This is a genomic window from Halomonas sp. KM007 (genome assembly GCF_050709225.1).
GTDB lineage: Bacteria > Pseudomonadota > Gammaproteobacteria > Pseudomonadales > Halomonadaceae > Vreelandella > Vreelandella hamiltonii.
On record NZ_CP136131.1, the window covers coordinates 2,341,579 to 2,367,187 of the forward strand.

The 25,609-nt window shown below is 61.6% G+C and carries 27 protein-coding genes; 14 read left to right on the forward strand and 13 right to left on the reverse strand.

Going from position 1 to position 25,609, the window contains the following annotated elements; genetic code table 11:
• Window positions 1-42 precede the first annotated feature (42 nt).
• The 11 genes from RVM27_RS11020 (at window position 43) to RVM27_RS11070 (ending at window position 10,773) form a co-directional block, all read left to right on the forward strand.
• The gene (locus RVM27_RS11020) at window positions 43-483 is read left to right on the forward strand and encodes a DUF3305 domain-containing protein (RefSeq protein ID WP_498956573.1); all 441 of its coding nucleotides are present in this window, start codon (window positions 43-45) and stop codon (window positions 481-483) included.
• Window positions 480-1,094: a DUF3306 domain-containing protein gene (locus RVM27_RS11025; protein ID WP_498956574.1), complete on the forward strand. Its 615-nt coding sequence runs from the start codon at window positions 480-482 to the stop codon at window positions 1,092-1,094. Before RVM27_RS11020 ends, RVM27_RS11025 begins: the two co-directional genes overlap by 4 nt.
• Window positions 1,095-1,293: 199 nt before the next feature.
• Window positions 1,294-3,006, forward strand: coding sequence for a 4Fe-4S dicluster domain-containing protein (locus RVM27_RS11030; protein ID WP_498956575.1), 1,713 nt, complete (start codon window positions 1,294-1,296; stop codon window positions 3,004-3,006).
• Window positions 3,007-3,010: 4 nt separating this feature from the next.
• Window positions 3,011-3,622 carry a TorD/DmsD family molecular chaperone gene (locus RVM27_RS11035; protein ID WP_218313893.1) on the forward strand — a complete coding sequence of 204 codons (612 nt, stop codon included), beginning with the start codon at window positions 3,011-3,013 and terminating at the stop codon, window positions 3,620-3,622.
• 70 nt (window positions 3,623-3,692) lie between these two features.
• On the forward strand, window positions 3,693-3,896 hold the full coding sequence (locus RVM27_RS11040) for a twin-arginine translocation signal domain-containing protein (RefSeq protein WP_016915149.1): 204 nt from the start codon (window positions 3,693-3,695) through the stop codon (window positions 3,894-3,896).
• 23 nt (window positions 3,897-3,919) lie between these two features.
• The gene (locus RVM27_RS11045; RefSeq protein ID WP_498956576.1) at window positions 3,920-6,772 is read left to right on the forward strand and encodes a molybdopterin-dependent oxidoreductase; all 2,853 of its coding nucleotides are present in this window, start codon (window positions 3,920-3,922) and stop codon (window positions 6,770-6,772) included.
• Window positions 6,773-6,842: 70 nt separating this feature from the next.
• Window positions 6,843-7,457, forward strand: coding sequence for a formate dehydrogenase FDH3 subunit beta (gene fdh3B / locus RVM27_RS11050; RefSeq protein WP_016915147.1), 615 nt, complete (start codon window positions 6,843-6,845; stop codon window positions 7,455-7,457).
• An 11-nt stretch (window positions 7,458-7,468) separates the two neighbouring features.
• Window positions 7,469-8,575: a formate dehydrogenase subunit gamma gene (locus RVM27_RS11055; protein ID WP_287807166.1), complete on the forward strand. Its 1,107-nt coding sequence runs from the start codon at window positions 7,469-7,471 to the stop codon at window positions 8,573-8,575.
• A 103-nt stretch (window positions 8,576-8,678) separates the two neighbouring features.
• Window positions 8,679-9,026, forward strand: coding sequence for a DUF1244 domain-containing protein (locus RVM27_RS11060; RefSeq protein ID WP_287807167.1), 348 nt, complete (start codon window positions 8,679-8,681; stop codon window positions 9,024-9,026).
• A gap of 3 nt (window positions 9,027-9,029) precedes the next feature.
• Window positions 9,030-9,548, forward strand: a complete 519-nt coding sequence (gene moaB, locus RVM27_RS11065) for a molybdopterin-binding domain-containing protein (RefSeq protein WP_498956577.1) — start codon at window positions 9,030-9,032, stop codon at window positions 9,546-9,548.
• On the forward strand, window positions 9,541-10,773 hold the full coding sequence (locus RVM27_RS11070) for a molybdopterin molybdotransferase MoeA (RefSeq protein ID WP_096922029.1): 1,233 nt from the start codon (window positions 9,541-9,543) through the stop codon (window positions 10,771-10,773). Before moaB ends, RVM27_RS11070 begins: the two co-directional genes overlap by 8 nt.
• Here RVM27_RS11070 and RVM27_RS11075 read toward each other — a convergent pair.
• The 5 genes from RVM27_RS11075 to RVM27_RS11095 all read right to left on the reverse strand — a co-directional run bounded on the left by RVM27_RS11075 (window position 10,756) and on the right by RVM27_RS11095 (window position 13,759).
• Entirely contained in the window at window positions 10,756-11,262 is a 507-nt protein-coding gene (locus RVM27_RS11075) for a hypothetical protein (protein WP_498956578.1), read from the reverse strand. The genes RVM27_RS11070 and RVM27_RS11075 overlap by 18 nt on opposite strands.
• Window positions 11,234-11,452 carry a GGDEF domain-containing protein gene (locus RVM27_RS11080; protein WP_206192733.1) on the reverse strand — a complete coding sequence of 73 codons (219 nt, stop codon included), beginning with the start codon at window positions 11,450-11,452 and terminating at the stop codon, window positions 11,234-11,236. The genes RVM27_RS11075 and RVM27_RS11080 overlap by 29 nt, the downstream gene beginning before the upstream one ends.
• A gap of 73 nt (window positions 11,453-11,525) precedes the next feature.
• Window positions 11,526-12,692: a glutathionylspermidine synthase family protein gene (locus tag RVM27_RS11085; protein ID WP_498956579.1), complete on the reverse strand. Its 1,167-nt coding sequence runs from the start codon at window positions 12,690-12,692 to the stop codon at window positions 11,526-11,528.
• Between the two features lie 35 nt (window positions 12,693-12,727).
• Complete coding sequence (locus RVM27_RS11090) at window positions 12,728-13,333, reverse strand: DUF1190 domain-containing protein (RefSeq protein WP_287807174.1); 606 nt, start codon at window positions 13,331-13,333, stop codon at window positions 12,728-12,730.
• A 12-nt stretch (window positions 13,334-13,345) separates the two neighbouring features.
• The gene (locus RVM27_RS11095; RefSeq protein WP_062360914.1) at window positions 13,346-13,759 is read right to left on the reverse strand and encodes a DUF350 domain-containing protein; all 414 of its coding nucleotides are present in this window, start codon (window positions 13,757-13,759) and stop codon (window positions 13,346-13,348) included.
• Window positions 13,760-14,063: 304 nt separating this feature from the next.
• On the opposite strand from RVM27_RS11095, the gene RVM27_RS11100 reads away from it, so the two are divergent.
• On the forward strand, window positions 14,064-15,662 hold the full coding sequence (locus RVM27_RS11100) for an SLC5 family protein (RefSeq protein ID WP_498956580.1): 1,599 nt from the start codon (window positions 14,064-14,066) through the stop codon (window positions 15,660-15,662).
• 250 nt (window positions 15,663-15,912) lie between these two features.
• Window positions 15,913-17,175, forward strand: coding sequence for an S-methyl-5-thioribose kinase (gene mtnK, locus RVM27_RS11105; protein WP_498956581.1), 1,263 nt, complete (start codon window positions 15,913-15,915; stop codon window positions 17,173-17,175).
• Window positions 17,176-17,546: 371 nt separating this feature from the next.
• Here mtnK and RVM27_RS11110 read toward each other — a convergent pair whose 3' ends face one another.
• Genes RVM27_RS11110 through mtnB form a run of 3 tightly spaced genes read right to left on the reverse strand, consistent with a single transcriptional unit; the run spans window position 17,547 to window position 19,407 of the window.
• Window positions 17,547-18,095, reverse strand: a complete 549-nt coding sequence (locus tag RVM27_RS11110) for a 1,2-dihydroxy-3-keto-5-methylthiopentene dioxygenase (RefSeq protein ID WP_498956583.1) — start codon at window positions 18,093-18,095, stop codon at window positions 17,547-17,549.
• Window positions 18,096-18,133: 38 nt separating this feature from the next.
• The gene (gene mtnC / locus RVM27_RS11115; protein ID WP_498956585.1) at window positions 18,134-18,820 is read right to left on the reverse strand and encodes an acireductone synthase; all 687 of its coding nucleotides are present in this window, start codon (window positions 18,818-18,820) and stop codon (window positions 18,134-18,136) included.
• Window positions 18,817-19,407 carry a class II aldolase/adducin head domain-containing protein gene (gene mtnB / locus RVM27_RS11120; protein ID WP_498956586.1) on the reverse strand — a complete coding sequence of 197 codons (591 nt, stop codon included), beginning with the start codon at window positions 19,405-19,407 and terminating at the stop codon, window positions 18,817-18,819. The genes mtnC and mtnB overlap by 4 nt, the downstream gene beginning before the upstream one ends.
• Window positions 19,408-19,512: 105 nt before the next feature.
• On the opposite strand from mtnB, the gene mtnA reads away from it, so the two are divergent.
• Complete coding sequence (gene mtnA / locus RVM27_RS11125; RefSeq protein ID WP_498956587.1) at window positions 19,513-20,532, forward strand: S-methyl-5-thioribose-1-phosphate isomerase; 1,020 nt, start codon at window positions 19,513-19,515, stop codon at window positions 20,530-20,532.
• A 13-nt stretch (window positions 20,533-20,545) separates the two neighbouring features.
• Here mtnA and RVM27_RS11130 read toward each other — a convergent pair whose 3' ends face one another.
• The 5 genes from RVM27_RS11130 to RVM27_RS11150 all read right to left on the reverse strand — a co-directional run bounded on the left by RVM27_RS11130 (window position 20,546) and on the right by RVM27_RS11150 (window position 25,604).
• Complete coding sequence (locus RVM27_RS11130) at window positions 20,546-21,226, reverse strand: RES family NAD+ phosphorylase (protein WP_498956588.1); 681 nt, start codon at window positions 21,224-21,226, stop codon at window positions 20,546-20,548.
• The gene (locus RVM27_RS11135; protein WP_096922051.1) at window positions 21,223-21,624 is read right to left on the reverse strand and encodes an MbcA/ParS/Xre antitoxin family protein; all 402 of its coding nucleotides are present in this window, start codon (window positions 21,622-21,624) and stop codon (window positions 21,223-21,225) included. The genes RVM27_RS11130 and RVM27_RS11135 overlap by 4 nt, the downstream gene beginning before the upstream one ends.
• A gap of 73 nt (window positions 21,625-21,697) precedes the next feature.
• On the reverse strand, window positions 21,698-23,818 hold the full coding sequence (recQ, locus tag RVM27_RS11140) for a RecQ family ATP-dependent DNA helicase (protein WP_498956589.1): 2,121 nt from the start codon (window positions 23,816-23,818) through the stop codon (window positions 21,698-21,700).
• 62 nt (window positions 23,819-23,880) lie between these two features.
• Window positions 23,881-24,723 carry a carbohydrate ABC transporter permease gene (locus RVM27_RS11145; protein WP_498956590.1) on the reverse strand — a complete coding sequence of 281 codons (843 nt, stop codon included), beginning with the start codon at window positions 24,721-24,723 and terminating at the stop codon, window positions 23,881-23,883.
• Window positions 24,720-25,604, reverse strand: a complete 885-nt coding sequence (locus RVM27_RS11150) for a carbohydrate ABC transporter permease (RefSeq protein WP_498956591.1) — start codon at window positions 25,602-25,604, stop codon at window positions 24,720-24,722. The genes RVM27_RS11145 and RVM27_RS11150 overlap by 4 nt, the downstream gene beginning before the upstream one ends.
• Window positions 25,605-25,609: the final 5 nt, after the last annotated feature.

Below are 25,609 nucleotides of genomic sequence, written 5' to 3' on the forward strand. Positions count from 1 at the left end.
GCTTACTTGTCTACCCGTTCAAGGTCTAAGGTGGTGAAACCCATGAGTGATAGTTTACGCGCATTAAGCGTTACCTTAGTCGCCGAGCCCAAGCAGGTGCGCAGTTTCACGCTGACCCAGTGGCGCATTGCAGAGCTAGTGCCGGGGGGCCAAGGGGGGGGCGTACTCAACCTGCAGCTCTATATGACCGAGCGAGCCGCCTATCGATTTAACCTCACCTCGCCGACGCCGCGCCTGTTCGTGCGTGCCGGGTTCACCGGGCAAACCCCAAAACCTGATGCGATCACCGCCAGCCAGGATGTGGCCGCGGGCTGGCTAGATGGCGAGCAGCAAGTATTAGAAGCGTCGATGCCGATGGCGATTCAGGTGTGGATAGAGCACTATCTCGCGCGCCACGGTGAAGCGCCGATGGAAACCCGCAAGAAAAAACGCAAAGGGGCCGGGCGCAGTAAAGAGACCCCGACCAAGGAGCAGCCACAGTGAGCCGTTTGGAGCGCTGGTCGCGTAAAAAGCGCGGCATTGAACATGAGAGTGATGACAGTCAGCCGGTGGAGCCGATAGAGCCTCAGTTGGAAGTAGAGACGCACGCGCCTGAGTCTGACGGCATAGATGCCTCCTCCTCAGCGGTAGACGAGCAAGAGGCCGCAGCTCCGCCCCTGCCGGGTAGCCTGGACCACACGTTGCCCGACCCAGACACCTTGCCTGCAGGCAGCGACTTCAGCGCCTTTATGGTGCCTGGCGTCAGTGCTGCGCTGCGCCGCCGTGCTCTGCGTAGGCTCTGGGCCACCGGTAACTACAATGTGCGCGATGGTTTGGATGATTACGACGCCGACTTCACTCAACAGTTAAAGCCCATGACCAGCGAGCTAGCGGGCAAGCTGCGGCGTTGGGCCAATAAGGCGGAAGAGACCTTAGAGAAGCTGGAAGATTCGGCACAAAAAGACGCTGAGCACAGCGAAAAAGTAGCGGCTGAAAGCCCGCCTGAGCAGGTGAGCGCTTGCACAAGTGATGACAGTTTTGTACAAAGTGCCTCGCCAGACGACCAGTCTGATTATCCTGATCACGCTCCAGGAGAGCGAAAAAAAGACAGTTAGTTTTTGAATCAGTGGGTTATGGCAAGTATGGCGGGCTTTCGTTGACAGCGGTACGACCAAAGAAAGTGGCAAAAAAGCTGTTTTCGCCATACGCTGATACAAGAAGCTATGTCGTTATAACGCCGAAAGTCATCCGTGGTGAGATGACAAAATCTAATCTCTAATTATAACAAAAACGACCTCTTGACCGTGAGAATGCATGAACCAACGAATCCAACTGGCGTCGATTGACGACCAGCGCAACGTCGCCGCTCGTGAAGCGGTGCGTCGGCGTATCTCATGGCCGGTGAATTTAACGCCTGCCAACGTGACCTACCACAGCCGCGGTCATGTGCTGTTGCTCGGTAGTGCGCCGTCAGTGACTCAAGCGGCACGAGTGCTTCAGGGGCGAGGATTAGCGTCCCTCACGATGCTGACCACAGATGAGGCCGTTGATCTTCCCGTCGCCAGCGAGCCGCTGATCGCTCAAGTGCTGAGTGCGCATCAACAGTCACAGCTTAACATCGCGGGTCATTTGGGTGGTTTTCGTGCCACTCTGAGCCAAGACGATGGCGACTCCCTCAATCTTGCCCAAGCGCTGATTGAGCGGGACGTGTTTGACGTAGTGCTGGACCTTTCGGAGGGAGCACTTAACGTCGCTTCTTGGGAACTGCCCCCGCCGGGCTACCTGCGCCTCGCATGGGAGCGCCAGGAAGCTGAGCGTGCCGACGTGTTAGAGAGCGTGACGGAGCTGGTGGGCGAATTCGATAAACCGCGCTATTTCCAGGTCAATACCGATCTTTGTGCCCACTCTTCCAGTGGTAACGTCGGTTGTACCCGCTGCCTCGACGTCTGCCCGGCGGATGCGATTTCTAGCATCCAAGGCCGCATTGAGTCGCGCATTGAGATTGATCCTTTCCTTTGCCAAGGCGTAGGCAGTTGCACCAGCGCCTGCCCTACCGGTGCCATCGAGTTTCGCCTGCCGGAAACCCGCCGTCAGCAGGATACGTTAGCCACTTGGCTCACTGCTTATCGGGACGCCGGTGGCGAGGTGCCGGTGCTGCGCTTTATTACCCATGACTCGTTGGAAGCTGAGCGTGCTGCAGGCATTACCACGCCGGGCCACATCATTGATGCCCCCTTGGAAGAGCTGGGCGCGGCGGGCCACGACCAGTGGCTGACGGCGCTCGCCAGCGGCGCTTCTGAAGTGCGCATTCAGCTTCACGACGGCATGCCGCCCCGTTTGAGCACCTTTCTGAACCATCAGGTAGCGCTGGCCCATGGGTTGCTGGCAGCGCTTGGCCACGCCGTCGAACGTATCCAGCTGGTGGCGGCCAACGCCACTGACGCGCGCGATGCTCTGCCCAGCCTGCTGCCGTTGAGTGACACTGCCGTCAGCTTCCGCGAGCCCAACAAGCGCACGCGATTGAACCAGGTACTGGCACGCCTGGCCGCGCTGGGAACCCCCAGCGGCGAGCGTCAAGCGCTGCCGGAAGGCGCGGCCTACGGCGGCATCGATGTGGATAGCAGCGCCTGTACGTTGTGCTATGCCTGCGTCAGCAACTGCCCGACACCCGCGTTGCAGGCAGGCGGCGATACGCCGGTGCTCAGCTTCCTGGAAGCCGACTGCGTGCAGTGTGGCCTGTGCGAACAGGCGTGCCCGGAAAATGCCATCACGCTGGTGCCTGGTTTTCTGGCCGCGCCTGCCCGTGAAACGCGCCACGTGTGCCATGAAGAGCCTGCCTTTGAGTGTATCGGCTGTGGCAAACCGTTCGCGACGGTCAGCACGGTGGCCGCCATGAAAACCAAGCTGGCCAATCACCCCTATTTTGCCGGCGATGCGCTGGCGCGTCTGGAAATGTGTGAAGACTGCCGCGTGAAAGACGTCTGGAAAACCATGATGCGCGACCCTGACGCGCAGTTGAAGGTGTAACGCCATGAGTGAAACCGAGGCGATGCTCAGCGAGGTCGATGCGCTGCGCGGGGATATCTACCAGCTGCTGGCACGGCTGTTGCGCCAGTCGCCCGACGTCGAGCTCCTGGCCTGGCTGGCCGAGCTGGAGGTAGAACAGGACGGCACGCGGCTGGCCGAGTGCTGGGTTGGCCTTGCTCAGGCCGCCGCCCAGGCTGACCCCGAGCGACTGCAGCGCGCCCACTTTCGCCATCTGGTGGGCGTCATTCAGGGCGATATCGTGCCCTATGCCTCCTGGTATCAGCAGGGTGAGCTCATGGAAGCCGCGCTGGTGGCGCTGCGCCGTGACCTGAGGGTGCTGGGCTTCGAGCGCAGTGAACGCACCCATGAGCCCGAGGATCACCTTGCCGCCGTGTGTGAAGTCATGGGCATGCTGGTAGAAGCCCAGGCAGATGAGCAGGTAGCTTTTTTTCAGCAGCACTTGGCCCCTTGGGCAAAGCGCTGCTTCGACGATGTGGCTGACGTGGAGACTGCCTTCTATGCCGCGCTGGGCGCGCTGGGCAGTGCCTTCATGGAGAGCGAGCAGGCGCGCATCAGCGACCGAGCCGCCCATCAGCCAGTACGACTCGTGACCTGACCCTGGTTCGCGGTCAGTGAATAGCCGGGCCAGCGGCCCACGCATAACAAGCATGACAGTGGAGAACCCTATGCACACGTCACACAACCCTGAACGGCGTCGGTTCATGAAGACCGTTGGCCTGGGCACCGCAGCAGCAGGCGCGGCAGCGGCGGTCGGTCACGTTACCCTCGTACAGGCGAGCGACAAGACGCCCAGCCAACGTGAAGCCCAGTCGGTGAATTACCGCGAGACGGATCACGTTCGTGCCTACTACGCCTCGCTGCGTGACTGACGGCGACCATCAGGAGATTTGCCATGCGCTTAACTCGTAAAACTCAAGCTCCGGCCGCGTCTGGGCTGGGTATTTCTCGTCGTCAGTTCCTCAAGCGTACCGGCGCGGGTACGGCCGGTGTTGCGGCGGTTGGTTTCATGGGCGCACCCATGATGCAGCGCACCGAGGCGGCGAACAAGACCCCGGTGCTCGACTCCCCCGTCGAAACCAAACGCACCATCTGCTCCCACTGTTCAGTGGGGTGTGGCGTGTATGCAGAAGTGCAGGAGGGCATCTGGACCAAGCAGGAGCCAGCCTTCGACCACCCGATCAACCGTGGCGCCCACTGTGCGAAAGGCGCCTCTCTGCGCCAGCACGGTCATTCCACGCGCCGCCTGAAGTACCCGATGAAGCTGGTCGCGGGTGAATGGCAGCGCCTGAGCTGGGACGACGCCGTCAATGAGATCGGCGACAAGCTGCTGGAGCTGCGGGAAGCCTACGGCCCCGATAGCGTCTACTGGCTGGGGTCGGCCAAGTTCAACAACGAGCAGGCGTATCTGATGCGCAAGCTCGCCTCCATGTGGGGCACCAACAACACCGACCACCAGGCCCGTATCTGCCACTCCACCACTGTAGCGGGTGTGGCCAATACCTGGGGCTACGGGGCGATGACCAACTCGCTCAACGATATGCACAACAGCCGCTCCATGCTGTTCATCGGCTCCAACCCCAGTGAAGCCCACCCGGTGGCGATGCAGCACATCCTGATTGCCAAGGAGCGCAACAGCTGCGACATCATCGTCGCCGACCCGCGCTTCACGCGTACTGCGGCGAAAGCCAACAAGTACGTGCGCATCCGCCCTGGCTCCGATGTGGCCTACATCTGGGGCCTGTTGTGGCACATTTTCGAAAACGGCTGGGAAGACCGCGAATACATCAACCAGCGCGTCTATGGGATGGACGACGTGCGTGCCGAAGTGGCGCAATTCACTCCCAGCGTCGTGGAAGACATCACCGGGGTGCCGGAAGCCGAGATGTTCGATGTGGCCAAGCGGCTTTCCGACAACCGCCCGGGCTGTGTGGTCTGGTGCATGGGCGGCACCCAGCACACCACCGGCAATAACAATACCCGCGCCTACTGCATTCTGGAGCTGGCACTGGGTAACATCGGCAAGTCGGGCGGCGGAGCCAACATCCTGCGCGGCCACGACAACGTACAGGGTGCCACTGACCTGGGGCTGGGCTGCGACTCGCTGCCCGGCTATTACGGCCTGGCCGAAGGCGCCTGGCAGCACTGGGCCAAGGTGTGGGACGTGGAGTACGACTGGCTGAAAGGCCGCTTCGACGACACCGAGTACGCCGATGGCAAGCCCATGTACACCAACGGCATCACCGTATCGCGCTGGGTGGATGGCGTGCTGGAGGAGGACGACAACATCTCCCAGCGTACGGCGCTGAAAGCGATGTTCTACTGGGGGCACGCGGTCAACTCGCAAACCCGCGGCGTGGAAATGCAGAAGGCCATGCAGAAGCTGGAAATGATGGTCATCGTCGACCCGTATCCCACGGTGGCGGCGGTCATGCATGACCGCACCGATGGCGTCTATCTGCTGCCTGCGGCCACCCAGTTCGAAACCACCGGCAGTGTCACCGCCACCAACCGCTCGATTCAGTGGCGCGATCAGGTCATCGAGCCGCTGTTCGAGTCCAAGCCCGACCACGAGATCATGACCCTGTTTGCCAATAAGCTGGGGTTTGGCAACGAGTTCGTCAAGAACTTCGAGATGAACGGCAACGAGCCGCTCATCGAAGACGTGCTGCGCGAAATCAACCGCGGCATGTGGACCGTCGGCTATACCGGTCAAAGCCCCGAGCGTTTGAAAGAGCACCAGAAAAACTGGCACACCTTCAGTTTTGAAAACCTGCGTGCCCAGGGCGGCCCTGCCGATGGCGACTACTATGGCCTGCCGTGGCCCTGCTGGGGCACCCCGGAGTTCCGTCACCCGGGCTCCCCGAACCTCTACGATACCAGCGTGCCCGTGATGGAAGGCGGCATGGGCTTCCGCGCCCGCTTTGGTATCGAGCGCGACGGTGTCAACCTGCTGGCCGAAGGCTCGGCCCCGGTGGGCGGCGATATCGATGACGGCTATCCCGAGTTCACCGATCAGCTGCTCAAGGACCTGGGGTGGTGGGATGACCTCACCGACGAAGAGAAAGCCGCCGCCGACGGCCAGAACTGGAAAACCGACTTCTCCGGCGGTATCCAGCGCGTGGCCATCGAACACGGCTGTGCGCCCTACGGTAACGCCAAGGCCCGCGCCGTGGTGTGGACCTTCCCCGATGAAGTGCCTAAGCACCGCGAGCCGCTCTACACCACGCGGCGTGATCTGGTCGAGCGGTATCCCACCTGGGACGACTTCGACTCCATCATGCGTCTGCCCACGCTCTACAAGACCATTCAGGAGCGTGACAACAGCGCGGATTACCCGATCATTCTGACGTCGGGCCGTTTGGTCGAGTACGAGGGAGGGGGTGAAGAAACCCGCTCCATGTCTTGGCTGGCGGAGCTGCAGCAGGAAATGTTCGTCGAGATGAACCCCGCCGACGCCAACGATATCGGCGTGCGTGACGGTGACGATGTCTGGGTCGAAGGCGCCGAGGGCGGCCGCGTCAAGGTGAAAGCCCTGGTCACCCCGAGGGTGGATCGCAAGGTGGCCTTCATGCCGTTCCACTTTGGCGGCATCTTCCAGGGCGAGAACCTGCATGATCGCTACCCGGAAGGCACGGCGCCCTATGTTCAGGGCGAGGCAGCCAACACGGCAACCACTTACGGCTACGACCCGGTGACACTGATGCAAGAGACCAAGTGCACCATTTGTCGTATTGAGCGCGCTTGATCGATAACGCGCGACCCGACCAGATAGCAGGCCGATGCGGCAATGTCCGCATCGGCAAGAGGAGAACACCATGGCTCAAATGAAATTCATGTGTGACGCCGAGCGCTGCATCGAATGCAACGGCTGCGTCACCGCCTGTAAAAATGCCAACGACGTCGAGTGGGGCATCCAGCGCCGCCGCGTGGTCACGCTGAACGACGGTGAAGCCAGCGAAATGTCGATTTCGGTGGCCTGCATGCACTGTGACGACGCCCCTTGCATGGCGGTTTGCCCTACCGACTGCTTCTACAAGACCGACGACGGTATCGTGCTGCACGACAAGGACCTGTGCATCGGCTGCGGCTACTGCCTGTATGCCTGCCCCTTCGGCGCACCCCAGTTCCCCAAGCAGAACGCCTTTGGCGAGCGCGGCAAGATGGACAAGTGCACCTTCTGCGCAGGCGGCCCGGCAGAAAGCAAGGAAGAGGAGTACCAGAAGTACGGTTCCAACCGTATTGCCGAAGGCAAGCTGCCGCTGTGCGCCGAGATGTGCTCGACCAAAGCGCTGCTGGCAGGTGATGCGCAGGACGTTGCCGACATCTTCCGTCAGCGTGTCGTCCATCGTGGCCACCCGGATGGAGCGTGGTCGAACAATCCCCAGGCCAGCACCGACAACCTTGCCTACGATGCTGCCCGTAAAGGCTAAGGAGGCGTGTCATGACCACAATGACCATGACCACCGTTGAAATGCCTGCATCGGCCAACGGGCATGCCACCCGTGGGTTGAAGCGTACCTGGCACCTGTGCCTGATGCTGCTACTGCTGGTGGCCAGCCTCGGTGTGAGCCAGCTGGCCGTGGCCCAGGCGGACCCGCAACGGGAAATGTCCACTGCCGCCCCTGGCATTACGGCCGAGCAGTGGCGCCAGGTACGCAGCGGTGAAACCGGCCCGAACTATCGTGATTCGCGTCACGACAGCAACTACAACCTGATCAACGCCAGCGGTGAAACGTGGCGGATTCTGCGCAATCGCTGGGTATCGCCATTTGGCCTGATTGCCATTCTGGGCATGGCCAGCGTGATCACGCTGTTCTACCTGGTGATTGGCCGCAAGCATCTGGACGAGCCGCGTACCGGCCGCAAGCTGCTGCGCTGGCCACTGTTCATGCGCGCGCTGCACTGGACGGTGGCGACGCTGTTCATCACCCTGGCGCTGACCGGTCTCAACCTGCTGTATGGCAAGTTCGTCTTCCGCTCGCTGTTTGGCGACGCGGTATGGGCCTGGATGATTGCGGCCTCCAAGGTGCTCCACAACTACCTGGGGCCACTGTTCGGCATCCTGCTGATCGTGCTGCTGGTCAAGCTGCTGAAGGACAATATACCCAAGAAGCATGACCTGCAGTGGTTCAAGCAGGGCGGCGGCCTGGTCGGTAAAGGCCACCCGGATGCAGGCTTTGCCAACGGCGGTGAAAAAGCCTGGTACTGGCTGCTGGCTACCGCAGGGCTGTTGGTCGTGGCCAGTGGCTTCGTGCTCGACTTCCCGAACTACGGGCAGAGCCGCGATACCATGCAGTGGGCCAACATCATCCATGCCGTGGGCGCGCTGGGCTTGACTGCCGTGGCGCTGGGGCACATCTACATCGGTACGGTAGGGACCGAGGGGTCGCTGGAGGGCATGACCACCGGCTACGTGGACGAAACCTGGGCTAAAGAACACCACAACCTGTGGTATGAAGCGGTTAAAGATCAGGCCGTTAGTGAAGAGGAACTGGCCGCGCGTAAAGCAGGCGGCAACGGTAAGCCTTCAGCAGCCAAGCCAAGTTGAGTCACGCCGTCGAGATAAGTGGACGTGAACGCCCTTCGACACCGCCCTCGGGCGGTGTCTTTTGTTATGCTGCACTCCAATGACTTTTGAAAGAGGAATCACCATGGCGACATTTGACGAACTGGATGCCACCACCCGCACTGAGCTGGAAGCCGCCGCCTTTCGGCGCTTGCTCAAGCATCTGGACGACAATAAAGACGTGCAGAACATCGACCTGATGATTCTGGCGGACTTCTGCCGTAACTGTCTCTCCAAGTGGCTGGTCAGCGCAGCCGATGAGCGTGGCACGCCGCTGGAAATGGACGCCGCCCGCGAGTACGTCTACGGCATGCCCTACAGCGAGTGGAAAGCCAATCACCAGGGTGAGGCAACGCCGGAACAGCTGGCCGCTCTTGAAGCGCGCCAAGCCAAGAAAAAGGCCAATGCCTCCTCCAACGAGCACAAGGAGTAGCCGATGGATGCCATGGAAGCGCTGAATATTGCGGTGCTCACCGTCTCGGATACTCGCACGGAAGAGACCGATCGCTCGGGCCAATCGCTGGTGCAGCGGTTGACCGAGGCGGGGCATACGCTGGCCGACAAGCGGATCGTGCCGGACGACGTGTACCAGATTCGTGCCGTGGTAGCGCAGTGGATCGCCGACCCCGGCGTGCAGGTGGTGCTGACCACCGGTGGCACAGGGTTTACCGGACGCGATTCCACCCCAGAAGCTATCTCGGTGTTGCTGGATAAACGTATCGAAGGCTTTGGCGAGCGCTTTCGCCAGCTCAGCGGCGACGAAATCGGCAGCTCCACCATTCAGAGTCGCGCATTGGGTGGCTTCGCTAACGCCACGGTGGTGTTTTGTCTGCCGGGCTCCACCGGTGCCTGCCGCACCGGGTGGGACGGCATTCTGGCCGAGCAGCTGGATAGCCGCCACAAGCCCTGCAACTTTGCCAACCTGGTCATTCCCGGCCGGGGGCAGCATGGCTGAGCAGCGCGCAGAACATCAGCCACCGCCACTGCAACCTATCAGCGCCGCTCTCGATGCGCTGCTGGCGGGGCTGGTACCGCTGACCGCCGAGCAGGTGCCGCTTGAAGAGGCGGCGGGTCGGGTGCTGGCCGAGCCGGTGATGGCAACGCTGGACGTGCCGCCATTCGATAACAGCGCCATGGATGGTTACGCGCTGCGCGCCAGCGACGCGGGCAAGCGGCTGCCGGTCAGTCAGCGGATTGCTGCCGGAAGCCTGGCCCAACCGCTGGCAGAAGGCAGCTGCGCGCGGATCTTTACCGGGGGCCAGATCCCGGCAGGCGCGGATTGCGTGGTCATGCAGGAGCGCGTCACCCTGGACGACGGCCACGCGGTGATTCCCCATGACGTACCCGCGGGTGACAACGTCAGGCTCAAGGGGCGTGACGTGCAGCGTGGAGACGTGCTGCTCAAGGCGGGACAGCGCCTGGAAGCGGCTGCGCTGGGGCACTTGGCGGGGCAAGGGGTGACCGAGGTCAGCGTGCGCCGTCGTCCCCGGGTGGCGCTGCTCTCCACCGGCGACGAGATCGTCGACCCGGGCACGCCCTTGCAGCCTGGCCAGCTCTATAACTCCAATCGCCCGATGCTGACGCGTTTGCTGGAGCGCTTTGGTGCCGAGGTCGTGCAGCGGGTCAGCGTTCCCGACGACTATGCCCGCACCGTCGAGATTCTCGAACAGGCAGCCGCCGTGGCCGATGTGGTGGTCAGCACCGGTGGTGTCAGCGTGGGGGAAGAGGATCACGTCAAGGCAGCGCTGGAGTCGCTGGGGCAGCTGGATATGTGGAAACTGGCCATCCGCCCAGGCAAGCCGCTGGCGCTGGGACGCCTGCCGGCCGAGGCAGGGCGCGAGGCGCGCTTTGTCGGCCTGCCGGGCAACCCGGTGTCGGGGTTCGTCGGCGCCTGGCTCTTTTTACGCCCGCTGATGGGAGCGTTGTCGGGGTGCCCTGCGCTTGCGTCACTGCCAGAGATCACCGCGAAGGCGCAGTTCACCACCGAGACAGGGCCACGGCAACACTACATGCGCGTGGCGCTGCGCTTTGGCGTTCAGGGAATCGAGGCGGTGGCGTTTGAAGACCAGAACTCGGCGGTGCTCTCCTCGTGTATCGAGGCCGATGCGCTGGCCGTCATCGATGCTCACCAGCAGATAGCCCCAGGGGAGGCCGTGCGCTGCCTATGGCTGGAGCACTGACGGCGACAGCCGTTGGCCATCCAGCAGCAAGGTCAGACGTTGCTGTTCCAGCATCAGCCCGCACAGCGCGGGCATGCGCGTGCGAGCCGCCACCAGCGCGGGCAGTGGATGCAGCTGGACGACCGGCAGGCGTGCCAGCCGACTCTCCGAGCCAATGCCCAGTTGCCATGGGCCTGCGGCGTCGCGCAGGGTCAGCCAGCGGCTTGGGGAGCTGGCAAGCTGGAATAACCGCCTGCCTGAAAGACCACGCAGGTCACGGTTCGAGTGCCATCGTGGCCACACGGGCATCTTCGGGCTGCCAAAGCGTGCTGACGAAAGGGCGCAGTGCGTCAGGCAGCGTTTCGGGGCGCTTTGAAGGCGCCAAGGGGCAAGTCGCACCACCTGCTGGCAGGGCTCTTCCACATCGACGATGCGGCCATCGTCCTCGCGGATAGCATCTTCAAGGGATAGGTTTGCTGCCTCATGCCCCGCGGGGTGCGAATCCGCCATGATCCTGCGCCGTGCTGATCAAGACCACCTGGTTACGCCCCTGGTGCTTGGCACGATAGAGCGCCTGATCGGCGCTGAGGCGTAGCGATTCGGTAGAGGGATGTTCAGGGAAACTGCTGATCCCGACGCTGAAGGTGCAGCGGAAGCGTTCTCTGCCCGCGTGAAACGCAGCTCTTCGGGTGGCGCCCAGGTGGCAGCCTGCAGCCGAGCATCATCAGGGCAGCAGCGCCGCCTGAGCGCGACGTGCGCTCACATACGCACGCTTACACGATCGCGTGAGGTACGAAGCAGGACGTGTCCTTGGTAATTCTGCCCACGTCTTCGCGAATGCCGATACCACAGGCGCGGTCGCCCACCACCCAACTGCCGACCAAGGCATGCCGCTCCCCAAACCTGGGGAGCGGATGGTACGCCTGACGAATCCAAGGGCTATCGGTGTAAGGCCCGTCGACGTTTTCCGACACTCCATCGGGGGTGGTCAGGCTGACGTTGCTGCCCTCACGGGAGAAAAACGGTTTGCGAACCCAGCCCGGCGCAGGCGAGGCGTTCTCGGTTGGCTCGAAATAGGCGGGCAGCAGGTTGGGGTGGCCTTCGAACTGTTTCCACAGCAGCGGCAGGATACCTTTATTGGACAGAATCGCCTTCCAGGGCGGTTCGAACCAGTAGGTGTCCAGCTGGGTGATCTGCTGGCTGAACGCTTCCACCGCCATCTCTTCCCACGGGTACAGCTTGAAAACTGCCGCCATCGGCTGGTCTTCCAGGTCCACGAAGTGGGACTGACCCGGCGTTACGCCAATATCCTCGATGTAGACGAACGGCGCGTGAAGCCCCGCTTGCAGCGCGATGTCCTGCAGGTAGCGGACGGTAGCCCGCTCCTCGTCGCTGCCTTTCACACAAGAGAAATGCAGCGTGCGGTCGGGGAGCCGGTCGCCCAGATGTGCCAGGGCGTTCAGCAGGCGCTCCTGGATGGAGTTGTACTGGTCGGCGTGGCGGGGCAGGATGCCTTGCTCAATCGCCTGCTCCAGCCATACCCACTGGAAAAAGCCCGCCTCATAGAGCGAGGTGGGCGTATCGTAATTCAGCTCTAACAGCTTGGCGGGGCCGTTGCCTGAGTAGGCAAAGTCCATTCGCCCATAGAGGGGCGGCTGCCCGCTGCGCCAGGAGTGGTGGATGAGGTCCCACATATGCTCGGGGATTGCGAGGCGCTGCATTAAGGCATTGGAGTGGCAGACCTTATCGACCAGCTCCATACACATCTCGTGCAGGGCTTCGGTGGGTGCTTCGATCTCTCTCTCCACCTGTGCCAGGGTGAACTGGTAGTAGGCGTCCTCTTTCCAATAGGGCTCGCCATCGATGGTGTGAAAATGAAACCCCAGCTCTTTGGCCAGGGCTTTCCATTGCGGTCGTTCAGAGACGTTGATGCGCAGCATGGTGGCTCCCAAACGGTGGTCAATACCCCAAAACGCTAGGAACCCCAAGAGGCCGATCGTGTGCCCAAACCGCGACGTGTCGTGGCTTGGCGGTTTTGCACCACCGAGCTGCGCAGGGCCTCGTTACGCTGATTGACCCGTTGCGTCGCCTGGCTGGCCGCAGCATTCCAGTTGCCCTGGTTTTGGCGATTGCGGTAGACCGGCTCTTGATACACGCGCTCGAACGAGCGCCCTCGGCTAGTGTTCGCCAACATACTGCCGACCATATAGCCCATCATGGCAGGCATGAACCAACCACCTCCACCGCCGGCAGCCTGGGCTTGCTCATCGGTGGGGGCTGCGCAGGCGCCTTCGCCGTGTTCAGCTTCGCAGGCTTCTAGGGTGTCGAAGCGGGGGACGGACGCCAACGAGGCCTCGTAGGCATCTTCGCAGGCGCTGCGGGTGTAGACGTTGGCTGCGACGCAATCCTCTACGCTTTGAAAGCTTTGCGGCTCATCAAAGCGCACATCGGTTAAGTGCTCATCTTCTGCTGGCTGGGTACAGGCAGTTAAGCCAAAGGCGCTCGCGCCCATCATAGCAAGCGATAGGCGTGCGCTACGTTTACGACGTGGCAGGTGGGTAGGGTGAGACTGCTTTTCCATGATGGCGCTCCGTTACCAGGTCATTGAAGCCGCGTTAATTAAGCCCACGGCAATTGAGATACTGCCCACTAGCGTGCCGTAGGCCTGATGACCTTCGGTGATGTGCTGGGACAGGCTCTCCCCCTGACGACGCAGGAACAGTTTTACACCAAAGAACGTGGCGATCTGTACGCCGAACGCCACCACGCCCCACAGAATAAAGTCGATATAACTAATCGAGTGGGCCATGGCGCTGTACAGCGGCAAGGTGAAGCCCAGGATAGAGCCGCCATAGGCAGTGGCGGCTGCCGCATTGCCCGCTCGAATCAGCGCCCACTCGTGGTGAGGGGTCAGGCGGCTATAGCAGTACATAAAGGCCACCAGCAGCGCGAGCGCGCCAAGCAGGTAGGCGAAGAAAGACGGTAATCCCTGTAAATAGTGCAGCATGGCGATGTGCATCCTTGTAGTTAATGACGTGTGGCCAATAAGCAATCGACATTGTGACATAGCTTAGCGGAGTAGCGAGAATCGCAGGCTGTGTTTCTGCAGGTTGTTTTTTTAGGTGGTTAAAAAACGTCTTTTTAATATTTTTATGCGACTAAAGGCTAATGGATGAATCGTGTCACCTTCTTAAAATCCCGCGATGCTTGGTATTTTTACCTAAACTCACCGTGTCGTATCGCTTGATACCGCTCTTCGTGCCCGTGTTGGGCACCGCTTTAGACGCGACCGCTTCGAAGGACTTCCCCTCATGCATGCCCTAACCCTGGCATCGTTTCTGTTTTTTACGGGCCTAGTGGCCTTTGTCACTTGGCGCATTACGCGCCGCGACGACCACCGAAGCACTAACGGCTATTTTTTGGCAGGCCGAACGCTGACCTTCCCGCTGATTGCCGCATCGATGCTGATGACCAACCTTTCCACCGAGCAGATGGTTGGGTTGAACGGCTCGGCGTTTACCGACGGCCTGAGCGTCATGGCCTGGGAAGTCATCGCCGTGATTGCGCTGGTTGCTCTGGCGCTGTTTTTCCTGCCGCGCTTCTTGAAAAGCGGGATTGCCACGCTGCCGCAGCTGCTGGCGATTCGCTTCGATGCCGGCACCCAGCTCATTGCCAACGTCATCTTCCTGATTGCCTACGCGGTGGTGCTGCTGCCCATCATTCTCTATTCCGGCGCCATTGGCTTGCAGGGCATGCTGGACTTGCAGGGCTTGACCGGCATCGAGTCCAGCACGGCTCTGCTGTGGGCAACCGTCTGGGTCGTGGGCCTGATTGGTGCCGTCTATGCGCTGTTCGGTGGCCTGCGCACGGTGGCGGTGTCCGATACCCTCAACGGCGTGGGGCTGCTGATTGGCGGGTTCGTGATCGTTTACTTCGGCCTTCAGGCGGTGAGTGGCGGCACAGGCGTCATGGAAGGCTGGAATATCCTGAAGGAGAGCGACCCCAGCAAGTTCAACTCCATGGGTGGCCCCGACCAGCAGGTGCCGTTCTCGACCATCTTTACCGGCGTACTGCTGCTGCACCTTTTCTACTGGACCACCAACCAGCAAATCATCCAGCGCACCTTCGCCGCGAAAAATCTGGCGGAAGGCCAAAAAGGGGTGCTGTTGACCGGCTTCTTCAAGCTGCTGGGGCCGCTCTATCTGGTGCTTCCGGGCATCATTGCCTACCACTTGTATGCCGACCAGGGCGTGCGCGCCGATGAAGCCTATGGGCACCTGGTATTCAACGTGCTGCCGCCTTATCTGACGGGCTTTTTTGCGGCGGTGATGGTAGGGGCGATTCTCTCCTCGTTCAATTCGGCGCTGAACAGCACCACCACGATCTTCAGCCTGGGGATCTACAAAGGCGTGCTGAAAAAGGACGCCACGGAAGAGCAGGTGGTGAAATCCGGCAAGGTGTTTGGCTGGATCATGGCCATCAGCACCATGATCATCGCGCCGCTGCTGGCGGGCCAGGACAGCCTGTTCGGCTACCTGCAGCGCATGAACGCCATCTATTTCATTCCGATTCTGGCCGTGGTACTGGTAGGACTGTTGACCAAGCGCGTGCCGCCCATGGCCGCAAAGGTGGCCCTGGTAGGCGGCTGTTTGCTGATTGCGGCAGGCTATTTCGTGCCACCGTTCAACAAGCTGCCGCTGGTCATGCACGAGTTCCACTTCGTCGCCGCGGTGTTCGTGCTGCTGGTCGCGGTGATGCTGGTGATCGGCAAGCTTCGCCCCCGCGCCACGGACTGGGTGCAGGAAGATTCCGGCGATGTCGATCTCACCCCGTGGAAAGGTGCCGTGCCCACCGGCATCGTGCTGGTAGTGCTGGTGGTGATCATGTACGCCTCGTTTGCGGGTGGCTAATCACGCCAGTGTTTGGTAAATGGAATAGCCCCAACGCCCCGCATTGCGGGCGTTGGCGTTGTTGGCGATAGGCTTGGCGGCATGACAGGTGGCGTCGAAGCGTTAGAGAAGGTGTGTAGAAGCGTACTGAGCGAAATGCATTTTAAAAAGTGATGCAGCCAGTGGTGTACCGCCCCCATCATGCTGCACTGAATTGACAACGTTGCCGGGGTATGACAAACACACATCCATTTTGTGCGAGGAATCATCGGTGGCAAACGAGCAGACTTATCAAGCGTTGGCAGTGGATACCCTTGGCCAACGGCTAGGCGGTGTGGAGGCAGTCGCCAGCCGCGTGGGCGGCAACCCTGCCGAGTGGCACATTCGTGAAGTAGGCGACGGCAACCTCAACCTGGTATTCATCGTCACCGGCAGCACCGGCAGCGTGGTAGTCAAGCAGGCACTGCCCTATGTGCGCATGGTGGGCGAGAGCTGGCCGCTGCCGCTTTATCGCGCCCATTTCGAATACTACGCACTGGTGCGTCAGGCCAAGCGCGCGCCCGGCGTGGCCCCCGAGGTGTACTACTTCGATAAGCCCCAGGCATTGATCGTGATGGAGTACCTGCACCCCCATGTGATTCTACGGCGCAAGCTGATCAGTGGCGAACGGGTGGCGGAGCTGGGCGCTACTCTGGGTGAGTTTTGTGCGCGCACAGCGTTTCGCGGCTCTGAACTCTCCATGGCAAGCCCGGACAAGAAAGCGGATGTGGGGCTGTTCTCGGGCAACGTGGCGATTCCGGCGATCACCGAGTCGCTGGTGTTTACCGACCCCTACTACGGCGCGGAGATGAACCGCCATACGCCCGAGCTATCGCCCGTGGTGGACGCACTGCGCCGCAACGCGCCTTTGAAAGCCAGGGTACAGCGGCTGTTGATGAAGTTCACCGCCAACACCGAAACCATGCTCCACGGTGATTTGCACTCCGGCTCCATCATGGCCACCGACACCAGCGTGCGGGTCATCGACCCTGAATTTTCTCAATACGGCCCCATGGCGTTCGACTTGGGCATGGCGGTAGCCAACTTCTTCATGGCCTACTTTAGCCAGCCCGCCCACCGTAAAGAAGGTGACCTGGAGGAGTATCAAGCGTGGATTTTAGAAGTGATCACCGATTGCTTTACCCGCTTCGATGAGGAGTTTCGCCACCTCTGGCAAACCGAACGCACCGGCATTCTGTTCCCCAGAGCGTTGTTTGAAGAGCAGGGCAACAGCGCCGACGACGCCTGCGACGCGCTGCTGGATGAGATCCGTGAAGATGCGCTGGCCTACTGCGGCATCGAAATGCACCGCCGCGTGCTGTCGCTGGCCCACAATGCCGACTTCGAAGAGATCGAAGACACTGCCCTGCGCGCCAAGCTGGAAGCGCGCAACGTGTTGATGGGCCAAGCGCTGATCATGGAGTCGCAAGCTTACTGTGATCTCAATGCGCTGGTGGCTTTAGCCAAGGCATACAATCAGAAATCAGTGCTGTAAGCACTTTAGGTGGCACCTTCGGCACCGCTTTGCGGTGCTTCGCGGGTGCGCTCCGCTTACGCCGCGCTACGAATGCCCCTCCTGGAGTTCGGCGAAGCCATGTAGCGCGGCGTAACGAATCTTGCGAGGTACGAGCAAATGAGGCACCCGCGAGGGCGGCGGTAGCCGCCTGGGTGGGGGCGCTGTGAATGATTAACCCTCGGTGGCACCTTCGGCACCGCTTTGCGGTGCTTCGCGGGTGCGCTCCGCTTACGCCGCGCTACGAATGCCCCTCCTGGAGTTCGGCGAAGCCATGTAGCGCGGCGTAACGAATCTTGCGAGGTACGAGCAAATGAGGCACCCGCGAGGGCGGCGATAGCCGCCTTCACACGTTAAAGCTGATCCAAACGATCAAACTTCCCGGCGATGTCGCTGTCGGTCCAGTGGGGCACCCACCCTTCTACGTTGTCGAAGAAGCGCAGCGCGGTGAATTCCGGTTCTGGGCCCATATCGAACCAGTGCGGGGTGTTGGCGGGCACGCTGATCAGGTCGTTGCGGGTGCAGAGCACCTGGTAGACCTTGTCGTCGATGTGCAGGCAGAACAGCCCCTGGCCCTTTACGAAAAAGCGCACTTCGTCTTCATGGTGGCGGTGCTCGTTCAGGAACTTCTGGCGCATCGCTTCCTTGTCCGGGTGGGTGGGCACCATGTGGAGCACGTCGACGGTCTGGTAGCCACCCTTGGCTTTGACCCGGTCGATATCTTCCTGATAGAGCGCCAGGATCTCTTCCTGGGTGGCATCGTCGGCAATCTCGCCCGGCGCTGCCCAGCGTTCGAACAGAACGCCCACGCGGTTCAGTTCTGCGGCGATTTGCGCGCCGTCCGTGGTATCCAGAAGCGCATCGTTAGGGTTTTGATCGGCAAAGACTTTCAGTTGTGACATCAATGACTCCTGAAATAAGCAATGGTCAACCGTTGCCGCTAGACGGCAATCTCGTCGAAGCGTGCGACGCAGGCGTGGTGTGTTCCCGCCTGGGTGCCTTCACGCACCAGCTGTAGCGTTTGCATGCCCGCCTGCTGGGCCGCATCCAGCTCTTCGACGACATCTGACAAGAACAGCACCGATGCGGGCGGCAGGTCAAGGGTGTCGAGGATACGCTGATACGAGGCGGCCTCGCGCTTATGGCCAACATGGGTGTCGAAGTAGCCGCTGAACAGAGGGGTCAAATCTCCCTCGTCACTGTAGCCAAACAGCAGTTTCTGCGCCTGCACCGAGCCTGACGAGTACACATACAGCGCCTTGCCTTCCGCCTGCCACTGGCGCAGCGCCGGCGCCACATCCGCGTATAAATGGCCAGTGAAGTCGCCGCGCTGGTAGCCGTCGGCCCATACCATGCCCTGCAGGGCTTTCAGCGGCGTCACTTTCTGGTCGGTGTCGATCCAGTGCAGTAGTGTCGCAATCACCGCTTCCAGCGAGGCGTCGGGGTCCTGCATGACATCACGCACGGCTTGGATCTGCTCGGCCACCGCCGGTGCCTCTGCGTTCTCGCGCAGAAAGTCAGGCAGCTTGGCGTAGGCATAGGGGAACAGCACTTTGTGAACGAAGTTGATATCGGTGGTGGTGCCTTCGATATCGGTCACGATAGCGCGAACGGTTGATTGACTCATTGGGGCCATCGGCTCTCTTCCAGTACACAGGCAAGTAAGAATTCAATCGCTTCCAGATGGCGGCGGCAGCTGGCAATACTGTCGCCCACGGCGTAAATGCCGTGGCCTGCCACCAAAAAGCCCCAGGGCATCGGCCAGCCCTGGCGAACGTGCCTGGCCAGCTCCTCCATGTCCTGGGAGTTAGGCACCACCGGCAGGTGAATGGTCGCCTCATGGGTCACGTTACCCGCCAACGCCTTTTGCATCTCAAAGCCGCTCAGCTCAATGCCATCGGGAAAGCGCCGCGATAGCACGGTGCTGGCCACGGTATGGGTGTGCAGCACGCAGTGAATACTTGGGTCTAGCCGGTACAGCGCGGCGTGCAGGTCACTTTCGGCGCTGGGTTTGCCGTTGCCTTCCAGCACTTGGCCATTCAGATCGCAGAGCAGCAGGTCATCCGCCTGAATGCGGGTTTTATCCCGCCCGGAGGCCGTGACCCAGTAACCAGCCTCGGTACGCGCGGAAAAGTTGCCGCCGGTGGCGGGAGTCCAGCCTTGCTGCGCTGCCCAGGCAATGGCGTCCAGCAGTTCGGTGTGTAAGGTAGTCATAAGGCCTGCATCGTCTCATCCAATGGGCATCATTCTATATGATAAGCTTCGCGCCTGATAAGCCGCGCGCCGAGTTCACCGGTTCAAGACCTCAAGGAGCCCTTCATGGTTACGTTACAGTCACGCAGTTTACGAGTGCATGCCGACGCCCTCGAATACCTGGACCAGACCCGGCTCCCCCAGGCCGAAGAGTGGGTGCGCTGCGACTCTCCCGAGGCGTGGCAGCACGCCGTCAAGCATCTTGCCATTCGCGGGGCGCCGCTGATCGGCTTGAGCGCGGCGTTCGTACTGGCCCAGTATGCGGCTCGCCATCCGCAAAGTGAGTGGCAGTTAGTGAGCGACCGCTTACGGGCGACGCGCCCCACGGCGGTGAACCTGATGTACTGCCTGGACGCCATGGAAGCCTGCTTTGCCCAAGGCCCAGACGCCCTGGCCGAGCGTGCCCAAGCGCTGTTCGAAGAGGACCGTGCCCTGTGCCAGCGCATGGCCGAACGGGGCGCTGACCTGTTGGCCTCCGGCGACCGGGTGCTGACCCACTGCAACACCGGCGCGCTGGCCACGGCGGGCGTAGGCACCGCGATTGGCGCGCTGGCCATCGCCAAACAGCGCGGCGTGGCGCTGCATGTCTATGTGGATGAGACCCGCCCGCTGCTCCAGGGCGGCCGCTTGACCGCCTGGGAAATGGCCGATTTAGGCATTCCCTACCAGTTGATCACCGACAGCATGGCGGCCAGCCTGATGGCGGCGGGCAAGGTGGATAAAGTGATGGTGGGGGCGGATCGCATCTGCGCCAACGGCGACTTTGCCAATAAAGTGGGCACTTACATGCTGGCGGTGGCGGCGCACTACCATCAGGTGCCGTTCTATGTGGTGGCCCCTTACACCACGGTCGACCCCGCCTGCGCGACCGGCGCGGCGATTCCCATCGAGCAGCGCGATGGCGCGGAGGTGCGCGGTGCCGCCGGCGCGTTTGGCGAGGTGGTATGGGCACCGAGCGATGCCCCGGTGTGGAACCCAGCCTTCGACGTGACGCCCGCCAAACTAGTCACCGCCTGGATTCTGGATACCGGCGTGTTCGACGCCGCCGCTATTGCCCAGGGCGAGCATCTGCGAGGATGGCGTTAACGTTCCGGCAGGCTCATTCCAGCAGCGTCAGCTCGTACACATGGCGAATTCGCTGGCCGTCCCAATCGTACCCGAGATGACGGCCTTGCCGAGTGGCGGAGAGTACCGGGGGTCTTAGCACGGCCGCGCACTGGCCGCCGGGGTCGCGAACGCTGGGGTAAACGATGCCATCTGCCTGCTGCTCCCAAGCGTTTCTGCCCAGGGCTTGCCCGGCAGACCAGCTGTCTGGGGCGAGTAGGGGCGCTGCGTCGCGGTGGCCCCGCAAGTCAATCAGTTGGCCCATCACATCGGAGAGATACACGCGCTGCTGCAGCATCATGGGCGGCTCGTTGGACTCTCCCATGAAGCGCTCTGCGTGGTACAGGGTTTCCGCAATGGCGGTGGCTTCGGTGAGTGCGCAGTAGTAGGCACCAAAGGTGCCATCGCTGAACCGTGAACCGGAGGCAGAGAAATGGCAAAACGCCGCCATGACGGGAGACCAGCCTGGCCCATAACGGCGGTCGCCGTCGCGCACCAGATGAATCGCGCCCGCCTCTTCACGAAGCCTGGCAGAGGTCTCGCCTTCCAGTTCGTTGAGCAAATCCCAGTCGTCCGTGTGGCTGTTGACGCCTTCGAACAGGTCGATCGGTGGGAAACGTGAAGGGATGACGCGGTAGCTTGGCCGCCATGTGACGTTGCTGAGCGGGAAGTTCATACATGGCCCCCTCCACGTGCGGCATCCAGGTGCTGGCGAACGACATAGAGGTCGGAAACGTGACCACTCAGCAGGCGCTCCATGGGCGTGTGGCCAGCAAACAGGGGATTGCTGTTGGCTCGTTTTAGCCAGCTATCGGCGGCCTCCTGGTTGGGGAGCAGGATATGCAGCGCCTTGTAGATGCCCAGAATCAACGACATGCGCTCAAGATGGTTGGCATCCAGGCGGGCTTGCTCGGGGGCTTGCTTCCAGCGTCGGTAAGTCGAGTCGGGCACGCCGAGTAACAAGGCGGCTTCGCTCTCTTTCAGGCCCCAGCGGCGGGATATGTTGGGATACGTGCGCATGGCAGCAGCTCCCATGTCGCGGCGCTTGGTAGCGGTGTTGTGCTGAATGGCCATATCGCGTCTCCTCTCTTGTATAGAGAGTACACCAATTGAGCGGTTTTATAAAAAATCGCTCAATTGGTGGCGACTAACGTCGGGCCGCCATGGAAGCCCGCACGCAATGCAGTATCGGATAATCCACACGCCCCTCCAGCGCCTCGAACACCACTTTCAGCCCCTGGCCTGGAAACTGCTCGAAGGCGGCGTGAATCTGCGCCAGGGTTGCTGAATCGAGCTTGATCACCTCTTCCAGGGCCAGTTCGCCACCTTGAATGGCATCGCTCAAATGACGGTAGACCGTGTTGGCGGCCAGCCCGCGCTGCTCGGCGACTTGCTCCGGCGTTAGCCCTTGGCGCAGTAGCGCGGCGGATTCTAGAGCGCTGCTGCCCACAGGAGCGCTAGCGGCGGGTTCGTCGGGGTGTGCTAGCACTACCTCCAGAAAGCCTTCTCCATAATCGGCCAGCTTGCGTGCGCCGATGCCCGAGATGGTGCCCAGCGCCTGCAGCGTTTGCGGTTTTTGCGCTACCAGCTCGGCCAGGGTGGCGTCGTTGAAGATCACGTAGGCGGGTACGCCCTGGGCATCGGCTAGCGCTTTGCGATGCTGGCGCAGCGCTTCCCACAGTACGCCGTGGCCCTTGGCGGCGGATGCCCCTTTGGCTCCGCGCCGCGCAGGCTTGCTGGGTTTGCGCAGGGTGAGACGTTGCTCGCCGCGCAGTATGGGCCTGGCGTTGGCGGTGAGCTTGATCGCGCCATGGCCCTCCATGTCCACGCTTAGATAGCCGCTGGCGATCAGCTGACGAAACAGCGCTTTCCACTCGCTGGCGGTGAGCTCCTGGCCGATGCCGAAGGTGCTCAGGCTGTCGTGACCAAAGCGGCTGATACGCTCGTTGCGCTTGCCGAGCAGCACCTCCACCAGATAAGTGACGCCAAAGCGCTGTTCGGTGCGGTAGACACACGACAGCGCCTTCTGCGCGGCCACGGTGGCCTCCCAGGTGTCAGGCGGGGTGAGGCAGTTATCGCAGTTGCCGCAGGGTTCGTCTAGCGAATCGCCAAAGTAGTGGAGCAGCGCCTGACGGCGGCAGCTGATGATCTCGCAGAGCCCCAGCATGGCATCGAGCTTCTGTTGTTCGATGCGCTTCTGCTGGTCGGCGGCACTGGAGTCCTGCTGCATCTGGCGCAGGGTGATCACGTCCTGAAGGCCGTAGGCCATCCAGGCATCGGCGGGCAGCCCATCGCGTCCGGCGCGGCCGGTCTCCTGGTAGTAGGCTTCGATGCTTTTGGGCAGATTGAGGTGCGCCACGAAGCGCACGTCGGGTTTGTCGATGCCCATGCCGAAGGCAATGGTGGCGACGATCACCACGCCATCTTCGCGCAGAAAACGGGTTTGATGCTGCTGGCGCTGCTCGGCAGGCAGCCCGGCATGGTAGGGCAGTGCGGTGAGTCCCTGGCGGGCCAGCCAGGCGGCGGTCTCCTCTACTTTGCGCCGTGAGAGACAGTAGACGATGCCCGCCTCGCCGTCGTGGTGTTCGCGGATGAAACCCAGCAGCTGCTCCTTGGCATTGCCCTGATTTTCAGCGATATGGTAACGAATGTTGGGGCGGTCGAAGCCGTTGTTGTAAAGCGCGGCTTCCTGAAGCTGCAGATGCTCCATGATGTCGTGCCGGGTAGGCACGTCGGCGGTGGCGGTGAGCGCGATGCGCGGCACGTCAGGAAAGCGCTGATGCAGGTGGGAGAGCTGGCGATACTCGGGGCGGAAATCGTGCCCCCACTGGGAAACGCAGTGGGCCTCGTCGATGGCGAACAGCGCAATGTGGGTCTGCTCCAGCAGCATCTGCATGCGCGCTGTGGCCAGCCGCTCGGGCGCGATGTAGAGCAGGTCCAGCTCGCCTGCACGCAGGCGGTTCTCCACCTCCATCGCCTCATGCATTTCGAGGCTGGAGTTGAGGTAGGCGGCGCGCACCCCGTTCTGGATCAGCGCGGCCACCTGGTCCTGCATCAGCGCGATGAGCGGCGAGACCACGATGGCAGTGCCAGCGCGCAGCAGCGCCGGGATCTGATAGCACAGCGATTTGCCGCCGCCGGTGGGCATCAGCACCAGTGCGTCTCCGCCGCCCGTCACGTGCTCGATGATGGCCTGCTGGGGGCCACGAAAGTGGTCGTAGCCAAAGACCTCCTGCAGTACCTTGAGGGCTGCCGGGTCGCCGTGCATCGCTGCTCTCCTTGTCGTGTGCGTGAAGGAGAATTGTCGCACGAAAACCCGAGTGAGTTGGGCTAGCGAATCCCCGCGCGTAAAAACGACTGCACGAACTGGCGCTGGAACAGCAGAAAAGCCACCAGCAGCGGCGCAATACTCAGCAGCGTGGCAGCGCTGACGGTGGCCCAATTGACGCCGGTTTCTGGCGCGGAGAACACGCCCAATCCTACCGTCAGCGGGCGGCTCTCCACGGAGTTGGTCACCACCAGTGGCCACAGGAAGTTGTTCCAGTGGTGGCTGATCGACACCAGCCCGTAGGCCAGATAGGTGGGCTTGGCCAGCGGCACGTAGACCTTCCACAGGATTTCCAGCCAGCCACAGCCCTCGATCCGGGCGGCGTCTTCCAGCTCTCGGGGGATGGTCTTGAAGGTTTGGCGCAGCAGGAAAATGCCGAAGGCGCTGGCCACGTAGGGCAGGCCAATGCCGGTGATAGTATTGATCAACCCCAAATCGCTGGCGATACGGTAGTTTTCGACGATCAGCACTTCGGGAAACACGAACAGCTGAATCAGTACCAGCATGAACAGCAGGTTCTTGCCGGGGATCGGAAAGCGGGCAAAGGCAAAGGCGGCCAGCGTGCAGACCACGAACTGGGCCAGTACCACGCCGGTCACCAGCGCGAAGGTGTTCAGGTAGTAACGCGCAAAGGGGGCCTGGGCCCAGGCGTTCGTGAAGTTGTCCAGCGTCAAAGGCGCCAGCAGGTCGAAACGTACCATGTAGGCGGGCGGGTGAATCGCGGCCCACACCGCGTAAAGCAGCGGAAAGATCCAGATCACGGCCAGCAGCCAGGCCGCCAGGGTTTCCAGGCGGGGAAGCGCCAGGGTGCGCCGTGGCGACACCGGAAAAGAGGAGGTACTCATTGGTAGTGCGTCCTGCGGTCCAGAATCGTGAACTTCAGCGTGGCCACCACCGCCAACACCAGCAGAATGACCACGGTGATGGTGGCCGCCATGGTGCGGTCGAAGAACGAAAAGGCGTTCTCGTAGACGTAATAAAGCAGCAGGTTGGTGGCGTTATTGGGCCCGCCCTTGGTCAGAATGAACAGGTGGTCGACCACCCGCACCGCATTGATCAGCGCGTTGATCAGCACGAACAGCGTGGTGGGCATCAGCAGGGGAAACGTCACTCGCCAAAAGAAGCTCCAGCGGCTCGTGCCCTCCAGGTCAGCGGCTTCCTTGAGCTCCGGGGGGATGGCCTGTAGCGCGGCCAGGTAGAAGATCATGAAAAAGCCCGCTTCTTTCCACACCGACATGACGATGACCGACCCCAATGCCACGCCGGGGTCGCCCAGCCAGTTCACCCCGGCAAACCCCAGGGCGCCGAGCAGCTTGTTGAATAGCCCTATCTGCGGGGCGTAGAAAAACATCCAGATATTGGCGGCGGCGATCATGGGCAGAATGGTGGGCGTGAAATAGGCCATGCGAACCAGCCCGCGCCCTGGCAGCTTGCCGTTAACAAATAGCGCCATGCCGAGGGCCAGCGCAATGGACGTGGGAATCGTACCCAGTGCGTAAAGCAGGTTGTTGCGGGCTACTTTCCAGAACGTGGGGTCGTCCAGCAGCACGCGATAATTGTCGAGCCCGACAAAGGCGGCGGGTTCGCCGCGAAAGCCGGGCAAAAAAAGACTGTTGATCACGGTGGTGATCGTGGGCAGGTAGGCAAAGGTACTGAGCAGCAGCGCCGCTGGAAGGAGCAGTAGGGCACCGTAAAGCTGCATCGTTCGATGGGCGTTCAGGTTCATAGGGC

Excerpts from the sequence above, each read along its gene's own strand:
- RVM27_RS11020 (WP_498956573.1), top strand. The coding sequence starts at position 43 with ATGAGTGATAGTTTACGCGCATTAAGCGTTACCTTAGTCGCCGAGCCC.
- RVM27_RS11030 (WP_498956575.1), top strand. The coding sequence starts at position 1,294 with ATGAACCAACGAATCCAACTGGCGTCGATTGACGACCAGCGCAACGTC.
- RVM27_RS11035 (WP_218313893.1), top strand. The coding sequence starts at position 3,011 with ATGAGTGAAACCGAGGCGATGCTCAGCGAGGTCGATGCGCTGCGCGGG.
- RVM27_RS11040 (WP_016915149.1), top strand. The coding sequence starts at position 3,693 with ATGCACACGTCACACAACCCTGAACGGCGTCGGTTCATGAAGACCGTT.
- RVM27_RS11045 (WP_498956576.1), top strand. The coding sequence starts at position 3,920 with ATGCGCTTAACTCGTAAAACTCAAGCTCCGGCCGCGTCTGGGCTGGGT.
- fdh3B (WP_016915147.1), top strand. The coding sequence starts at position 6,843 with ATGGCTCAAATGAAATTCATGTGTGACGCCGAGCGCTGCATCGAATGC.
- RVM27_RS11055 (WP_287807166.1), top strand. The coding sequence starts at position 7,469 with ATGACCACAATGACCATGACCACCGTTGAAATGCCTGCATCGGCCAAC.
- RVM27_RS11060 (WP_287807167.1), top strand. The coding sequence starts at position 8,679 with ATGGCGACATTTGACGAACTGGATGCCACCACCCGCACTGAGCTGGAA.
- moaB (WP_498956577.1), top strand. The coding sequence starts at position 9,030 with ATGGATGCCATGGAAGCGCTGAATATTGCGGTGCTCACCGTCTCGGAT.
- RVM27_RS11070 (WP_096922029.1), top strand. The coding sequence starts at position 9,541 with ATGGCTGAGCAGCGCGCAGAACATCAGCCACCGCCACTGCAACCTATC.
- RVM27_RS11075 (WP_498956578.1), bottom strand. The coding sequence starts at position 11,262 with ATGGCGGATTCGCACCCCGCGGGGCATGAGGCAGCAAACCTATCCCTT.
- RVM27_RS11085 (WP_498956579.1), bottom strand. The coding sequence starts at position 12,692 with ATGCTGCGCATCAACGTCTCTGAACGACCGCAATGGAAAGCCCTGGCC.
- RVM27_RS11090 (WP_287807174.1), bottom strand. The coding sequence starts at position 13,333 with ATGGAAAAGCAGTCTCACCCTACCCACCTGCCACGTCGTAAACGTAGC.
- RVM27_RS11095 (WP_062360914.1), bottom strand. The coding sequence starts at position 13,759 with ATGCTGCACTATTTACAGGGATTACCGTCTTTCTTCGCCTACCTGCTT.
- RVM27_RS11100 (WP_498956580.1), top strand. The coding sequence starts at position 14,064 with ATGCATGCCCTAACCCTGGCATCGTTTCTGTTTTTTACGGGCCTAGTG.
- RVM27_RS11110 (WP_498956583.1), bottom strand. The coding sequence starts at position 18,095 with ATGTCACAACTGAAAGTCTTTGCCGATCAAAACCCTAACGATGCGCTT.
- mtnC (WP_498956585.1), bottom strand. The coding sequence starts at position 18,820 with ATGAGTCAATCAACCGTTCGCGCTATCGTGACCGATATCGAAGGCACC.
- mtnB (WP_498956586.1), bottom strand. The coding sequence starts at position 19,407 with ATGACTACCTTACACACCGAACTGCTGGACGCCATTGCCTGGGCAGCG.
- mtnA (WP_498956587.1), top strand. The coding sequence starts at position 19,513 with ATGGTTACGTTACAGTCACGCAGTTTACGAGTGCATGCCGACGCCCTC.
- RVM27_RS11130 (WP_498956588.1), bottom strand. The coding sequence starts at position 21,226 with ATGAACTTCCCGCTCAGCAACGTCACATGGCGGCCAAGCTACCGCGTC.
- RVM27_RS11135 (WP_096922051.1), bottom strand. The coding sequence starts at position 21,624 with ATGGCCATTCAGCACAACACCGCTACCAAGCGCCGCGACATGGGAGCT.
- recQ (WP_498956589.1), bottom strand. The coding sequence starts at position 23,818 with ATGCACGGCGACCCGGCAGCCCTCAAGGTACTGCAGGAGGTCTTTGGC.
- RVM27_RS11145 (WP_498956590.1), bottom strand. The coding sequence starts at position 24,723 with ATGAGTACCTCCTCTTTTCCGGTGTCGCCACGGCGCACCCTGGCGCTT.
- RVM27_RS11150 (WP_498956591.1), bottom strand. The coding sequence starts at position 25,604 with ATGAACCTGAACGCCCATCGAACGATGCAGCTTTACGGTGCCCTACTG.